The organism is Levilinea saccharolytica, from assembly GCF_001306035.1.
In the GTDB taxonomy this organism is placed as follows: Bacteria; Chloroflexota; Anaerolineae; order Anaerolineales; family Anaerolineaceae; genus Levilinea; species Levilinea saccharolytica.
In genome coordinates, this window is record NZ_LGCM01000002.1 from 138,000 (window position 1) to 153,463 (window position 15,464).

Genomic DNA, 15,464 nt, shown 5'->3' on the forward strand with positions numbered 1-15,464 from the left:
CTCCAAGCAGCTGTTACGGCAGCACCGTAGGATCAAATAATTTTTGGTATTCGTTAATTGCGTACCGGTCGGTCATCCCCGCGATGTAATCACACACGGTGCGTTCCAGCCCAATTTCTGGGATGGACTGCTTGGCCTGGGGCGGCAGGATGGCCGGTTCGCTGCAGTAGGCCTCAAACAGGTGGGTGAGGGTGCGTTCCGCTTTGACGGCCATGCGCATGACGCGGTGATGACGGTAGAGGTTGGCAAAGAGAAAATCTTTGATTTGCCGGTTACGGCGGTGGGTCTCTTCGCTGAAACCGATCACATTATAAGGCAGGCGCTGTAATTCGTCCACGGATTGCACACCGCTTTGCCGCAGGTTCTGGCTGGTGGTTTGAATCAGATCGGTGACTTCCAGGCCGATGAGGCGGCGGATGATGCGGTGGCGGTCAAGGGCCTGCAGGGGTTCGCCTTTCCAGCCGATTTGTTCGGTGACGATGATCCATAAATCCATGCTTTCCAACATGGACGGGGTGATCATGCCAGAGCGCAGGCCGTCGTCGAGGTCGTGGGCGGTGTAGGCCAGTTCATCGGCGGCGTTGGCGATTTGGGCTTCCAGGTGGCCGCGCAGATCGGGATTGAAATCTTTGGCGTCGGAGCGGTCGTACTCGGTTTCGTGCTTTACCAGCCCTTCCAGCACTTCCCAGGTGAGGTTGAGACCAGGAAAATCGGGATAGCGCTCTTCCAATTGGGTGACGATGCGGAAGGATTGCTTGTTGTGCTCAAAGCCGCCGTGATCGCGCATGAGGCGAGCCAGGACGCTTTCACCGGAGTGGCCGAAGGGCGGATGCCCCAGGTCGTGCGCCAGGCAGATGGTTTCGGTCACGTCCTCGTTGGCCCCCAGCGCGCGGGCTACCGTGCGGCCGATTTGGGCCACTTCGAGGGTGTGGGTGAGGCGGGTACGGTAATAGTCGCCCTCATAGTTGATAAACACCTGGGTTTTGTATTCCAGGCGGCGGAAAGCGCTGGTGTGCAGAATGCGGTCGCGGTCGCGCTGAAAGGTGGTGCGGTAATCGGGTTCGTCTTCGGGATGCAGCCGCCCGCGGGATTGGCTGGCGCGCAGGCCGTAGGGGGCCAGAGTCTGATCTTCAATTTGTTCGAGAGCCTGTCGAGACATGATCATGGGGGGTTAATCTCCAAGCAAGAGGGTTCCGGGGTTCTGGCCGCACAAGGCGCTTTGCAGATTGCCGGGGTGTTCGCCGGAAAAGATGAGAACTTGCAGGCCGGGCTGACGCTGGATGAGGGCCAACATGGAGGTGACCTTTTGCTCCATGCCGCCGGTGACGTCCACTGCCGCCGAGCCGCCCAGGTGAGATGAGAGGGCCGGAAAGGCAGCTGGTGTGATGGTGGGGATGAGGCGGGTGCAGGCGGGGAAATCTTCCCAGACGCCGGCCTCGATGCCCGCCAGCAGAATACGCTGCGGGCGGAGCAGGAGGGTGAGATGTTCAAACACATCTTCTGTGGAAAGGATCGTGCCGCCCAGAGCGTGGTCAAAGGCCACATCACCCTGCACCAGGGGCAGCAGATGATGGTCGAGGGCCGCTTGCAGGGGGCGGTGGTCCCAATCGCTGACTTTGGCCCCGCGGGCAAGGATGGCGGCGGAGGGTGGAAAAGCGATGACGGGCAGTCCTGCGGCGCACAGCTCCTGGACGACGATGTCATTCAGGGCGCGGGCCTCACGCCACACTTCGGCAAAGCCCAGCCACTGTTCGGGAGTGGAGACTCCCTGGCGGGTGTGGTGGCGTTTGGCGGGCACATGGCCAAAGGAGCCGGAGCCGTGCCCCAGCACCAGGCGCAGATGCGGGCAAACCTGGCGGGCAGCGGCGATTTCCTGGGCCAGGCGGCGCAGAACTTCGGGCCGGGGAGTGGAGGTGCCGTGCTTATCGGTGATCAGCGATCCTCCCAGCTTCAGGAAGATCAAAGGGGCGGGTTCATTCATGGACGGCCTCGACGGTGGTGATGAACACATTTTTGGCCCCGGCCTGGGTGAGGGCGGCGGCGATTTCTGGGGCGCGCTCTGGTTGGGACAGGGCGATGAGGTTTCCGCCGCGGCCTGCGCCGGAGAGCTTGGCCCCCAGCGCTCCGGCCTGCCGCGCGGCCTGGGTGAGGGTGTCCAGAATCGGGCTGGACACGCCAATTTGCTGCAACAGGGCGTGGTTGTGATCCAGCAGTTGGCCGAGGGCGGTATGGTCGCCGGTTTCCAGGGCGGCGCGGGCGCGGTTGACCAGGCTGGCAATTTGATTGAAGTAATCCTGATAGGTTTCGGGATTTTCCTGCCAGGCGCGGCGCACATCAGCCACCACGTCGGCGGTGCGGCTGGGCTGCCCGCTGTTGGCCAGCACCAGGGTAAAGGGCTGGGCGATGCGCAGGAACTGCAGGGGGTGGCCGCGCTGGAAAAAGACCGGGCGGGCGTAGGTGATGACGGTGTTGTCTATGCCGGAGGGGGTTCCGTGGTGAATTTTTTCCACCTGATAGGCCAGTTCGTTAAGCCGTTCCAGCGGCAGAGGGCGGCTCACAAAGGCATATACTGCGCGCAGCACCGCCACGGATACCGCTGCACCGGAACCCAAACCGGAAGCCACCGGGATGGTGGAAGTGATTTTCATGCGAAAGGCGGGCAGCGGGCCGCGGCGTAAGTCGCTTTCAATGAGATTGAGCAGGACAGACAGCGGGTGGGTGGGAGGCAGATCGGAGCGCGCAGTTGAAAGATGAATGTCGGGGGCGTCAATCCATACTGAGCCGGAGGGGGCCTGGATCCAGGGCTGAATCCGCACGGAGGTTTTGGCCTGAGTGATGGGCACGGCGATGGCCGGGCTGGAATAGACCACGGCGTGCTCGCCGCAGAGAATCGCCTTGGCAGGGGCGGAAGCGATCAGGGCTGGCATGGGCGTGTTTAGAACCAGTAGAAAATGATGAGTACGGTGAGGGCGAAGAGGGCAATGGTGGCCTGGAGCGGACGGTCGGTGAGCAGCAGCTCTTCGGGGGCACCGCCCTCTTCTTTAACGTAGATCAGGTACAGATAGCGAAAGATGCCGTACATCACAAAGGGGATGGTGAGCATCATGGTGTGGTTGTCGGGCAGATTGGGGGCCGAGAAGGTGTACAAAGAATAGGCGATGAGGGTGGTGCTGGAGACGATGGTGATGAGCTGATCCAGAAACGGCAGGGTGTAGCCGTCCAGCACGCGGCGGTGAGAGCCGGCGGTCTCCGCCAGGGTGGTCAGCTCGGCGCGGCGTTTGCCAAAACCGAGGTAGAGGGCAAAGAGGGTGGTGACCACATACAGCCAGGGGGAGAAACGCTGCACTTCGATGACGCTGACCCCCGCCGCCACGCGCAGCACAAACCCGGCGGCGATGGTGAGCACGTCAATGAGGGGCATGTGCTTGAGCCAGTTGGAATAGGCGATGTTGATGAGAAAATACACCAGGGAGATAATCCCCAGGCCGGGGGAAAGCCAAAAGGCCAGGGGGAAGGTGAGCAGCAGGATGACCACAGCCGCCGCGACCGCTGCGCGGATGGGCAGTTTGCCGGAGGGGATGGGGCGCAGGCGCTTCTTGGGGTGCTGGCGGTCGGCCTCCACGTCAATGATATCGTTGAGGATGTATACCGTGCCGGAAAGCAGGCAGAAGACGAAAAACGCGCCGAATGAACGCAGGATGGCGGCGGGGTTGAAGAGTTGTTGGTCAAAGACCACCGCAGCCAGGACAAAAGCGTTCTTGGTCCATTGGCGGGGACGCATGGTTTTCATCAGCGCTTTGAGCATACGGAAAATTTTAGCATAAGTTGGCAGAAAAGAGCGGAATAGCAGCAGGGGTAAGGTACAATTGTGGGGATGGATAAACAACGCCTGGACCTCTTATTGACTGAACGCGGCCTGGCCGAAAGCCGCAGCCAGGCACAGCGCCTGGTGATGGCCGGGCAGGTGCGCGTGGATGGGCAGGTGGTGCTGAAACCGGCGGTGAAAGTGCCGGAGAACGCCGATCTGACGGTGGACCGCGGGCCAAAATATGTTTCCCGCGGGGGAGAGAAGCTGGAACCGGCGTTGGAGGGCTTTGGGCTGACCGATCTGGGCGGGTGGGTGTGCGCGGATGTGGGGGCTTCGACGGGGGGCTTTACCGACTGCCTGCTCCAGTATGGGGCCGACAAAGTGTACGCCATTGATGTGGGCTACGGTATTTTGCATTGGAAGCTGCGCACCGACCCGCGGGTGGTTTCGATGGAGCGCACCAACGCGCGGCATGTGGAAAAATTGCCCGAGGCGGTGCGTCTGGTGGTGATGGACGCTTCGTTTATTTCGCTGCGGATTCTGCTGCCGGTGGTGCGGGGCTGGTTTGACAGCGCGGCGGGAGGGCAGGTGGTGGCTTTGATCAAGCCGCAGTTCGAAGCCGGACGGGCGGACGCAGCCAAGGGGGAAGGGGTGATCCGCGATCCGGCGGTGCACCGCAGTGTGCTGCGCGAGGTGCTGGGGGCGGCGGTGCGTGAGGGCTTCGGGGTGGAGGGGCTGATTTGCTCGCCGCTGCACGGGCCCAAGGGCAACACCGAATTTTTGGCGCTGCTGCGCTGGCCAGCTGGCGCGGAAAGCGCTGACCTGGAGGCACGCATCGCGGCAGTGGTTCCCAGCGAAGCAGCGGAGGATTCTGCGTAGATTTCAATCACCCAGGTTGATTCACAGGCGGTGAAATCCTGTTAACGCACCGGCGGCCCCAAAAAGATTTGAGGCCGCCGTTTTTTTTGCCTGAGGGAAAATCAGGGGTTTTGATCGTAGAGCGGGGTGGCGTTGCGCGGGGACTGCACCTCCACCGCGTCCAGATTGACGGCGTTGAGCACGTCCAACACGACAGCGGGGCTGAAATCAGCGCGTTTGGTGAAAATCCACACCGGCGGGTGGTCGTAAACGCTGAAAGCCTCTTCGGCGGCAAAGAAATTATAGTTAAAGAGGGGTAAGGTAGGTTCGCGTCCCCAGGCCAGGGTGCCGCCTACGTCGGACACCTGCAAGGGGCCGAATTTCCAGGGGGCGGTGAAGAGGGCGGCCTTTTCAAACCCCAGGCGGCCGTCGAACAGGGCGCGGTAATACTCCAGGGTCATGGGGTAGGTGACGGGGATGCGAGCCGAAGACCAGATAGCACGCTGGGAGGGCAGAATGAGCACGTCGGCCTGGGTGAGGGTTTCCACATACATAGCTTTTTTGTTGGCGTCGTCATACCAGCGGGCTTCCACGCTCAGGCCGCGGTAATACTGGCCGAATGGGTCGCGGTTTTCGAAGGGCACGGGCAGACCTTCATCCCAGCTTTCGTTGGCCAGAACGGTGCGGTACAGGCGCACGGCGCTGGAGCCCTCAACGCTGACGTGCAGGTAGTAGGGCACACCGTTTTGCAGGGTGAGGGGCGGGTCAAACTCGGCAGCATAGGTGCCCACGGGCTGATCTTTGGCTTGCGCCGGCAGGCGCAGAACGGCCTGCCCCAAAATGTCGGTGTTGTTGGCGTCGCTGCTGATGGAAAGCGTCAGCGGCGTTTCCGCAGCGGCCATGCCTTCCACGGCGGGGCGGGACAGGCGGATGCTTTCCAGCTGACCGGGGTCGGGCAGCACGAAGGCTTGCGAGAAAGGCGCGTTGGAGGTGATCAGCAGGCCGTCGGGTGCGCCCAGCGGCTCGGTGAAGGGGCCGCTGTCGGCTGAGAGATTCAGCATAAAGGGGGCGGGGATGTTGTGGAAAATCCAGGTGGTGGCGCGCAGGCGGGTGTGCGCCTGGCGGTAAACGGCCGCGGTGAATGCGTTGGCCCACAGCAGGGTGCCGACCAGCACCAGGGCGGTGAGTGCCCCGGCCAGACCCTTACGCAGCGGGTGGGCGGCTGCCCGCTGCCAAAGCGTCAACAGCAGCCAGGCGGCTAGCAAGGCTAGGATGGGGTAGATGGGAAGGAAGTAGCGGATGGATTTGACCCAGCGCGTGCCCATGAAGAGGAAATATCCGCCCGCCCACACCACCGGCAGCAGGTGCCGGCGCCACTCGGCGCGTTTCAAGGAGCGCCAGGCAGCATAGAACAGCCCCGACCAGGCGGTTAACCCCAGGAAGGGCCCCATGCCCCACACGACCATATTCATCAGCGGGAAGAGGATGGCCGGACGGTTGGCCCACTGCTCGGCGGGCGGGCCGCCGCCCTGACCGCTGGATTCGGCCTGAGCCACCTTCATGCTGTCCAGCCAATCCTGGTTGAGGTGCAGGGTGAACAAGGTGGTGTCGCCGCTTGCGGCGCGGAAGGTCATGGGTTGGCACAGGCGGAAGGTGAGCAGCGAAACCAGCCCGGCCACAGTCAGCCCCACGGCCGCGGCAGTGAGGACGCGGCGCAGGTCGCTTTGGGAGCGTAATTTGAGATCGGCGATATTGATGAAAGCGGCCAGGATGATGATCCCGGCCAAAGGCAGTAAATTGATGCGCGAGGCCATCGCCATGCCAAAGCTGAGGCCGAAGAGGGCAAACCACCCCAGGGCGCCCCAGGACAGGCGGTAGGGGGCGGTTTCAGGCTGGTCGGGGCGCACGGCCGCAGGGGTTTGGGCGGCGCGCACGGCGGCATACACGGCCAGGGTGGTGAAGAGGGCAGCAAAGTTATCGGAGGTCATGAAGTGGGACTGCTGAATCTGCATGACCGCCAGGGCGCTGAGCGCCCCCGCCAGCAGGCCAGCGCGCCGGCCGTAAAGGCGCGTGCCGATGAGGATCAGGATCAGGATGGAAAGGGTATCGGCGGCTGCGGAGAGGGAGCGCCCCATCTGGCGAATTTCGTCATAGCCGGTGCTGCCGGTTTGTTCACCAAACCAGCGCAGGAGGATGATGGGCCATTGTCCCCAGCGCATGCGGTTATCGGGGCCGTTGGATACCAGGGTTCCATCCACGCCGTATTTGGCGTAGGGGCTGATGGGCGACAGGCGCGTGTTGAAATACTCGTCCAGCGTGGCGGGGATGCTGAGTTGGGTGAGGGTGTTGGTGAGGCCGTATTCATCCGGGTGCAGGCTGGTTCCCTGGCTCCAGTTGGTCCAGGAAAAGCGGAAGAGGACGCCGATCAGGATGAGCAGGGCCAGGAGGAGGTCAAACAGAAAACCCCACGGGAAACGAAAGGTGCGGGCAGAGGGTTGGGAGGGGGCAGAAACGGTCATCAGAGGTGTTAGGGCCTTGAGTGAGTCAGGATGCTCCCATTTTAACCTATGCTGGGGTGTGTGGGGGAGGGAAGCGGGCCAGGATGTAGGGAAGAATAGGCAGCAAAAGCCGTGCGGGCGGCAAAAAATCGGTTATACTTTGGGGGATTTATGATGGAACATATTCGGAACTTCTGTATTATTGCGCACGTTGATCACGGTAAGTCCACCCTGGCTGACCGGCTGCTTCAACTTACCGGTACGATTTCAGAACGCGATATGATGAATCAAGTTCTGGATTCGATGGACCTGGAACGGGAAAAGGGGGTCACGATTAAGGCTTCGGCGGTGCGCATGGTATACACCGCTCAAGACGGCCTGGATTACGAGCTTAATCTGATTGACACCCCCGGCCATGTGGACTTTAACTATGAGGTCAGCCGGGCATTGGCGGCCTGTGAAGGGGCTTTGCTGATTGTGGATGCGACCCAGGGGATTGAGGCGCAGACGCTGGCCAACCTTTACCTGGCGCTGGAATCGGATCTGGTGATTGTGCCGGTGATCAACAAAATTGATCTGCCGTCAGCGCGCCCGGACGAAGTGGCCCAGGAACTGGAAAACCTGATGGGTTACCCGGCGGAAGAGATTGTGCGCATTTCTGCCAAAGAAGGCATCAATGTGGCGCAGGTGCTGGAGTTGGTGGTGAACAAGGTGCCGCCGCCCAAAGGCAATGCCTCCGAACCGCTGCGCGCTTTGATCTTTGATTCGCATTACGACTCGTACAAGGGCGTGATCGCCTATGTGCGCGTGAACGAAGGCGAAATTCGCAGCGGGGATTCGGTGAAACTGATGGTGACGGGGGCCGTGGTGAAGCCGGTGGAGATCGGCGTGTTTTCGCCGGGGATGCGACCCGTGGATGCGCTGCGCGCTGGCGACGTGGGCTATGTGGCCACCGGTCTGAAGACTGTGGCGGAATGTCGGGTGGGCGATACCTTCACCAACCCACAGCGGCCGGCGGCGGCTGCGCTGCCGGGCTACCGCAAGGCCAAGCCGATGGTGTTTGCGGGCATTTACCCGACAGAAGGCGAAGATTACCCCGATCTACGCGATGCCCTGGATAAACTGCAATTAAATGACGCCTCATTGGTTTTTGAGCCAGAGACCTCACAGGCGCTGAATTTTGGCTTCCGCTGCGGCTTTTTGGGCCTGTTCCACATGGAGATCATCCAGGAACGGCTGGAACGCGAATACGATCTGGATATTGTGGTGACGGCGCCGTCGGTGGAATATGAAGTCATCATGACCGATGGTGAGGTGCTGCGGGTGGATTCCCCGGCGCAGCTGCCGGACGAAAGTTTGATTAGTGAAATTCGCGAGCCGTGGATGGCGCTGCAAATCTTCTCCCCGACCGACTATTTCGGCACGATTATGGATTTGATCAGCAAGCGCCGCGGCGTGTTTGTGAGCCAGGAACACCCCGCGCCCAACCGGGTGCAGCTGAATTTTGAAATTCCGTTGTCGGAATTGATTGTGGACTTCTTCGATGCGCTGAAATCCCGCTCGCGCGGCTATGCCTCGATGGATTATCAGTTCCTGGAATACCGCCCCGGCAACCTGGTGAAACTGGAAGTGCTGGTGGGCGGCGAAGCGGTGGACGCGCTGGCGGCAATTGTGCACAAGGAAAACGCCTACCACAAGGGGCAGGCGCTGGTGAGCAAGCTGAAAGAGCTGATCCCGCGGCAGCTGTTTGACGTGGCTATTCAGGCTTCTTCCGGCGGGCGAATCATCTCGCGGGCCAATGTGAAGGCGGTGCGCAAAGACGTGCTGGCTAAATGCTACGGCGGCGACATTACCCGCAAGAAAAAGCTGCTGGAAAAGCAAAAACGCGGCAAGCGCCGTATGAAGATGGTGGGCAGCGTGGAAATTCCGCAGGATGCCTTCATGGCGGTGCTGAGGCTGGAGGAGGAGTGAGCGGCGGCGCGCGGGGTGTGTGGATGCGCGTGCGGCGCTGGCTGCCGGGCGTGATCATCAGCCTGGTGGCTTTGGTGATCGTCTTTCGGCTGGCCCGCTGGGAAGAGCTGCGCACGGCCTTTCAGAATATTCAGCCGCTGCCGGTGGCTGCCGCGGTGGCTTTGACGGTCATCTCGCTGTGGACGCGCGCCAACGGCTGGCGGGTGCTTTTGGATCACCGCCCGACGGTCTCACAAAGCTTTTTCATCATTAACGAAGGCTATTTGCTGAACAACCTGTTCCCGCTGCGCATGGGTGAAGTGGGGCGGGCGGTGTTCATGGGTCAGGCCAGCGGCCTGGGCCCGCTGCATGTGCTCTCGACAATCGTGATTGAACGCGCCTTTGACCTGGCGATTGCGGCGGGGATGCTGCTGAGCACGCTGCCGTTAGCCCTGGGCGCGGAATGGGCGCGTCCCTTTGCCGTGGTGACCCTGGGGCTGGTGATTGTGGGGTTGGCTGGTCTATATGGGATGGCGCGCTTTAACGAGCGCGTGCAGGCCTTCATCTTGAAAATGGGCCAGCGCTGGGCCTTCGTGGAACGCTGGATTGTGCCGCGGGTGGCTTCGCTGCTGGAGGGGCTGCGGGTGTTGACCCGCCCCAGCCAGTTCTTGGCCGCTCTGTTTTGGATGGTGCTTTCCTGGGTGCTGTGGGTGGCCGTGCATTACGTGATGCTGTTCACGCTGGTGCCGCAGGTGCCCTTATGGTGGCCGATGTTTATTGACAGTGTGCTGGCCCTGGGGGTGGCGGTACCTTCGGCCCCGGCGGCCTTGGGCGTGTTTGAGGCGGCGGTGGTGGGCGCGCTGGCGGTGTTGGGCGTGGATAATTCCTCCGCGCTGGCCTATGCCATCTTGATGCACTTTATCAATTTTGCGGTCACGGGCATTTTTGGGTTTATCGGATTGCTAAAAGAAGGGCGTTCATTGGGTTCGTTGAGCGCGCAGCTGCGTGCCCAGGAACCGCGGGTGTAATTTTTTCGTTTAATCCACTGAAGGATGGATGGAGCAAGAGCGATGTCCAAGCGTTATCTTGTCACAGGAGGAGCCGGGTTCATCGGCTCAAATTATGTTAACCGCCTGTTAGCGCGCGGTGAAGATGTGGTGGTGTTTGATAATTTGTCGCGCAGCGGTGCCCAGCGTAATTTGGAATGGCTGCGGGGCAAGCACGGCAAGGACTCATTTCAATTGATCACGGCGGATGTGCGCGATGCGCAGGCCTTGCAGCAGGCGGCGGCGGATCGGGACGTAATTGTCCATCTGGCGGCGCAGGTGGCGGTGACCACCTCGGTGACCAACCCGCGGGAAGATTTTGAAATTAACGCCCTGGGCACGTTCAACATGCTGGAGGCGGCGCGCGCCTCGGGCAAGTTCCCGGCGGTGGTGTACGCCTCCACCAATAAAGTCTACGGCGGGATGGAAGAGGTGACGGTGGTGGAAGAAGAAACCCGCTACCGCTATGCGGATTTCCCCTTCGGCATCTCGGAGGCGCAGCCGCTGGATTTCCATTCGCCCTACGGCTGTTCGAAGGGCTGCGGCGACCAATACGTGCGCGACTATCACCGCATTTACGACCTGCCGACGGTGGTCATGCGCCAGAGCTGCATTTACGGCCCGCGCCAGTTCGGCGTGGAGGATCAGGGCTGGCTGGCCTGGTTCGTGATCGCGGCGCTGACGGGCAAGCCGATCAGCATTTACGGAGACGGCAAGCAGGTGCGGGATGTGCTGTATGTGGAAGATTTGCTGGACGCTTACGATGCGGCCTTGAGCCACCTGAACCGCAGCGCGGGGCAGGTGTTTAACGTGGGCGGCGGCGCGGACAACGTCATTTCGGTGTGGAAGGAATTCCAACCCATGCTGGAACAGGCCGTTGGGCACGCCGTTCCGGTGGCGCTGGGCGATTGGCGCCCCGGCGATCAGCGCATATACGTTTCGGACATTCGCAAAGCTGAGCATGTGTTGGGCTGGCAGCCGCGCTATGGGGTGCGGGCCGGGCTGCGCGAACTGTTTGAGTGGGTCAAAGCCAACCGGGAGATGTTCGCGTAGCCATGCGTATTCTGATCGTATTGACCTATTACCGGCCGCACACCAGCGGCCTGACGATTTACGCCGAACGGCTGGCCAAGGCCTGGGCGCGGCGCGGTCATCAGGTGACCGTGCTGACCTCGCGCTATGACCCGTCTTTGGCGGCAGAGGAAGTGGTGGATGGGGTGCGCATTGTGCGCGCGCCGGTGTGGTTCCGCATCAGCAAGGGCGTGATCATGCCCACCTTTGGCTGGATTGCCAGCCGTCTGGTGAATGAAAATGATGTGGTGCAGCTGCACCTGCCGCAATTTGACGCTGCGGGGGTGGCGCTGCGCGGACGCCTGCTGAAGAAGCCCACGGTGATCACCTACCACTGCGATTTGATTATGCCGCCGGGGGCTTTGGCGTGGCTGGCCAATCAGGCTGTGCATGTGATGAACCGGCTGGCGGCGCTGTTTACCCACCGCTTTGTGACCTACACACGCGATTACGCCGAACATTCCCCCTATCTGAAGCGCTATTTGAACAAACTGCATGTCATCCCGCCGCCGGTGGAGCTGCCGGAGGTGAGCGCGGAATCGGTGGATGCCTTTGCGCGCGACAATAACCCCCGCGGCCAGCGGCCGGTGGTGGGCATGGCGGCGCGTTTTGCCACCGAAAAGGGGGTGGAGGTGCTGCTGGACGCCATGCCGCGCTTGCTGGAAGCCTACCCCGATTTACAGGTGCAGTTTGCTGGGCCGTATCAGAACATCATCGGGGAAGAAGCCTATCTGGCGCGCCTGTGGCCGCGGATTGAACGCTATCAGGCCGAGGGACATTGGAAGTTCCTGGGGGTGCTGGACCCGACGCAAATGGCGCGTTTTTACCCCAACATTGACGCGCTGGTGCTTTCCAGCCTGAATTCTACCGAGGCTTTCGGCCTGGTGCAAATTGAAGCCATGTTAAACGGCGTGCCGTGCGTGGCTTCGAACCTGCCGGGGGTGCGCCAGCCGGTGACGGTGCATGAAATGGGCAAGGTCATCCAAATTGGCGATTCCGCCGGTCTGGCGGACGCGCTGATTGAGGTGCTGGGCCAACGGGCGCAGTTCCAGCGCGACCCTGAACCCATTCGTGAGCGCTATTTGCCCGATACCATTGCAATCGAGTATGAAAAGCTGTTCGCCGAAATTTCAAAGGAACTGAGCGGCGCGGCCTGATCCCAGAAAGGACTTCAACCTGACATGGAACGCGACTTCTTGTGGGAGCAGATCAGCGGCATGCCCTATTTTCGGGGGGTGCTGCGCGCCGTTGAGGCGCGAGTGTACCAGGATTTTGAGCTGCCGGGGCCGGTGTTGGATTTGGGCTGCGGAGACGGACATTTTGCGACGGTAGCTTTTGACCGCAAGCTGGATGTGGGCCTGGACCCGTGGACGGGGCCTGTGCGGGAGGCGGCGCAGCGCGGCGGCTATCACCTGGTGATTCAGGGGGCGGGAGACCGCATTCCCTTTGCAGACGGCTATTTCTCCAGCGCGGTCAGCAATTCGGTGCTGGAGCATATCCCCGACCTGGACGCCGTGATGGCCGAGATGGCGCGGGTACTGCGGCCGGGCGCGGTGTTCATTTTCTGCGTGCCCAACCACCAGTTTTTGGCCAACCTGTCGGTGTCCAATTTCTTTGACCGCGTGGGCCTAAAAGGCCTGGCGGATGCCTACCGCGCCTTTTTTAACCGCATTTCCCGCCACCACCACTGCGATTCGCCGGAGGTATGGAGCGAACGACTGAACCGCGCCGGTTTTGAGGTGGAACGCTGGTGGCATTATTTCTCGCCCCGTGCGCTGCACACCCTGGAATGGGGGCATTACTTCGGTCTGCCCTCCCTCATTTGCCAAAAGCTGTTCAAACGATGGATTTTAGCCCCCACGCGCTGGAACCTGGCCTTGACGCTGGGGATCACCCGCCCGATCTACGAGGAAGCGCGTGAACAGGAGCATGGGGCGTACACGTTCTATATCGTGCGCCGCAAGGCCGCCTGAGCGGGTCTTGTGGGACGGCGCGGGATGCTGTAAGATCAATTCGTCTTTTGCACCACCGCTCGCGGAGAATGGAACCCCTGTATGGACTCAGAACCCAGTGTTTTAGACTATCTCAAATCTCGGCTGAGCCGCAAAGGCCAACCTTTCCACCTTCCGGAACTGCCCTGGGACGCGGAGCAAACGCCGGAGCCTGAAGGCGAAGAACCCCCTCCGGAACTGCCGCCGGATGAGCCGCGCTCGGAGGAAAAACCGCAGTCGCCCGTTCCGGCTGGAAAGCTGCCCTGGCAGGGGCTGGCCGCCCTGGTTCTGGCGCTGGCGGCCCAGACCCAGTTGGAACCGCCCGACCGGAATGTGCCCGTGGCGGTGGTTTTTTATGCCCTGGCGGCCGGGCTGATGGTGTGGGGATATCTGGCCGGGCGCCTGCGCACGGCGGAACCCGCGCCGGACGCGGAGCAGGGGATCAACATGCAGGGCACATGGTGGTTCCTGCTGCCGGGGGCGGTGCTGCTGGTGGGGGCTTTCATCAGCTTCTTCAGCAACCGCTTTAATTTCCTGAATTTGTTCTTCTTCCTGACGGGCGGCGGGCTGGTGTGGGCCAGCTTATGGGAACGCACGCCGCGGCGAGCAGGGCAGGTTTCGCGCTGGAAAGCGGTCACCCGCTGGCTGCGCCGTCCGCGCGTGCGCATCGAGCTGGACGGCTGGCAGGTGGGCGTGGCCTTGGTGTTTGCCGTGGCCATTTTCTACCGCTTTTACCATCTGGCGCAGACCCCCGGCGAGATGTTCAGCGATCACGCCGAAAAGCTGCTGGATGTGAACGACGTGCTCAACGGCCAATATGCCATTTTCTTTGAGCGCAACACCGGCCGCGAGGCTTTTCAGTTTTACCTGACGGCTTTGGTGGTGAAGGTGATGGGGACGGGGATCAACTTCCTCAACCTGAAGATCGGCACGGCTTTGTGCGGGCTGTTCACCCTGCCGTATGTGTACCTGTTGGGCAAGGAAATGGGCAGCCGCTGGATCGGGCTGGCCGCTTTGCTGCTGGCGGGGATCGCCTATTGGCCGAATGTGATTTCGCGGGTGGCGCTGCGCTTCACCCTGTATCCCTTCTTTGCCGCGCCGGTGCTGTATTATCTGTTCCGCGGGCTGCGCCGTATGCGCCGTAACGATTTTATGTGGTGCGGGTTCTGGCTGGGTCTGGGGCTGCACGGCTACAGCCCGATGCGCATTGTGCCGTTCTTCATTGTGCTGGCGGTAGGACTGTACCTGCTGCACCGCGCGGCGCAGGGCAAACGCTGGCAGACGCTGGCAGCCCTGGGACTGGTGGCGGTGGTGGCGCTGATTGTGTTCCTGCCGCTGCTGAGCTATGTGGTGGGGCACATGGACATGTTCGGGTCACGGGCTTTTTCACGCCTGGGAGAGACGGAACGCCCGCTGCCAGGGTCGCCGGCGGGGATCTTCTTCTCCAACTTGTGGAAAGCTATGATCATGTTCTTCTATTCCAACGGCGGCATCTGGGTGCATTCGGTGGTGGACCGGCCGGCGCTGGATGTGGTTTCGGCGGCGCTGTTCTTCCTGGGCATGGTGCTGCTGGTGGTGCGCTATGCGCGCCGCCGCGACTGGGCGGATCTGCTGCTGCTGGTATCCATCCCCTTCCTGATGCTGCCCTCGATCTTGTCCCTGGCTTTCCCAGAGGAAAACCCCTCGCTCAACCGCACCGGTGCGGCCATGATTCCCGTGTTTGTGACGGCGGGGATTGGTTTTGAGAGTCTTTTCACCAGCCTGTGGCACAGCGTGCGCACGCGTGCGGGGCGGCTTTTGGTGGCGGCCTGGGTGGTGGTGTTGGCGGTGTGGACGATGAACCAAAATTACACCCTGGTGTTTGAGAAATTCCACCAGCAGTTTATGGGCGGGGCGTGGAACACCTCGGAGATGGGGCGGGTGATTCGCGGATTTGCCGATTCGGTGGGTACGCCCGACACGGCCTATGTGGTGCCGTTTGCTCACTGGGTGGATACGCGCCTGGTGGGGATTAACGCGGGATACCCGACCAAAGATTACGCCCTGTGGCCGGAAGACTTTGAGAAAACCTTGAGCGAACCGCGCACCAAGCTGTTTATCATTAAGTATGACGACAGCGCTGCGCTGGAAAAGCTGAAGCAAATGTACCCCAGCGGGGTGCTGGCGCTGCATACCAACCCGCTGGAAGGCAAGAATTTCTGGACGTATTTGGTGCCGGGGCAGCCCGCTGGACAATAGACCT

At 61.4% G+C, this 15,464-nt stretch carries 12 protein-coding genes; 7 read left to right on the forward strand and 5 right to left on the reverse strand.

Translation table 11 applies throughout. The annotated features are described in order from the left end of the window. Positions 1 to 13 precede the first annotated feature (13 nt). Genes ADN01_RS00675 through ADN01_RS00690 form a run of 4 tightly spaced genes read right to left on the reverse strand, consistent with a single transcriptional unit; the run spans position 14 to position 3,805 of the window. A complete protein-coding gene (locus ADN01_RS00675) occupies positions 14 to 1,165 on the reverse strand; it encodes a deoxyguanosinetriphosphate triphosphohydrolase (RefSeq protein WP_062418047.1) in 1,152 nt (383 codons plus the stop codon). 6 nt (positions 1,166 to 1,171) lie between these two features. Continuing rightward, positions 1,172 to 1,981, reverse strand: a complete 810-nt coding sequence (locus ADN01_RS00680; protein WP_062418048.1) for an isopentenyl phosphate kinase — start codon at positions 1,979 to 1,981, stop codon at positions 1,172 to 1,174. Then, a complete protein-coding gene (gene mvk, locus ADN01_RS00685) occupies positions 1,974 to 2,927 on the reverse strand; it encodes a mevalonate kinase (protein WP_062418049.1) in 954 nt (317 codons plus the stop codon). Before mvk ends, ADN01_RS00680 begins: the two co-directional genes overlap by 8 nt. 8 nt (positions 2,928 to 2,935) lie before the next feature. Further along, a complete protein-coding gene (locus ADN01_RS00690; RefSeq protein WP_062418050.1) occupies positions 2,936 to 3,805 on the reverse strand; it encodes a decaprenyl-phosphate phosphoribosyltransferase in 870 nt (289 codons plus the stop codon). Positions 3,806 to 3,874: 69 nt separating this feature from the next. Here ADN01_RS00690 and ADN01_RS00695 point away from each other — a divergent pair, with 69 nt between their 5' ends. After that, positions 3,875 to 4,687 carry a TlyA family RNA methyltransferase gene (locus tag ADN01_RS00695; RefSeq protein ID WP_062418051.1) on the forward strand — a complete coding sequence of 271 codons (813 nt, stop codon included), beginning with the start codon at positions 3,875 to 3,877 and terminating at the stop codon, positions 4,685 to 4,687. A gap of 101 nt (positions 4,688 to 4,788) precedes the next feature. On the opposite strand, the gene ADN01_RS00700 is transcribed toward ADN01_RS00695, so the two are convergent. Then, positions 4,789 to 7,185 carry a phospholipid carrier-dependent glycosyltransferase gene (locus tag ADN01_RS00700; protein WP_062418052.1) on the reverse strand — a complete coding sequence of 799 codons (2,397 nt, stop codon included), beginning with the start codon at positions 7,183 to 7,185 and terminating at the stop codon, positions 4,789 to 4,791. A 150-nt stretch (positions 7,186 to 7,335) separates the two neighbouring features. On the opposite strand from ADN01_RS00700, the gene lepA reads away from it, so the two are divergent. The 6 genes from lepA (at position 7,336) to ADN01_RS00730 (ending at position 15,460) form a co-directional block, all read left to right on the forward strand. Then, positions 7,336 to 9,135, forward strand: coding sequence for a translation elongation factor 4 (lepA, locus tag ADN01_RS00705; RefSeq protein ID WP_062418053.1), 1,800 nt, complete (start codon positions 7,336 to 7,338; stop codon positions 9,133 to 9,135). Then, on the forward strand, positions 9,132 to 10,142 hold the full coding sequence (locus ADN01_RS00710) for a lysylphosphatidylglycerol synthase transmembrane domain-containing protein (RefSeq protein WP_062418054.1): 1,011 nt from the start codon (positions 9,132 to 9,134) through the stop codon (positions 10,140 to 10,142). Before lepA ends, ADN01_RS00710 begins: the two co-directional genes overlap by 4 nt. Before the next feature lie 42 nt (positions 10,143 to 10,184). After that, complete coding sequence (locus ADN01_RS00715) at positions 10,185 to 11,213, forward strand: GDP-mannose 4,6-dehydratase (RefSeq protein ID WP_174232584.1); 1,029 nt, start codon at positions 10,185 to 10,187, stop codon at positions 11,211 to 11,213. A 2-nt stretch (positions 11,214 to 11,215) separates the two neighbouring features. After that, entirely contained in the window at positions 11,216 to 12,388 is a 1,173-nt protein-coding gene (locus tag ADN01_RS00720) for a glycosyltransferase family 4 protein (protein WP_062418056.1), read from the forward strand. Between the two features lie 24 nt (positions 12,389 to 12,412). Next, positions 12,413 to 13,204 carry a class I SAM-dependent methyltransferase gene (locus tag ADN01_RS00725; RefSeq protein ID WP_062418057.1) on the forward strand — a complete coding sequence of 264 codons (792 nt, stop codon included), beginning with the start codon at positions 12,413 to 12,415 and terminating at the stop codon, positions 13,202 to 13,204. A gap of 81 nt (positions 13,205 to 13,285) precedes the next feature. Then, positions 13,286 to 15,460 carry a glycosyltransferase family 39 protein gene (locus ADN01_RS00730; RefSeq protein WP_062418058.1) on the forward strand — a complete coding sequence of 725 codons (2,175 nt, stop codon included), beginning with the start codon at positions 13,286 to 13,288 and terminating at the stop codon, positions 15,458 to 15,460. Positions 15,461 to 15,464: the final 4 nt, after the last annotated feature.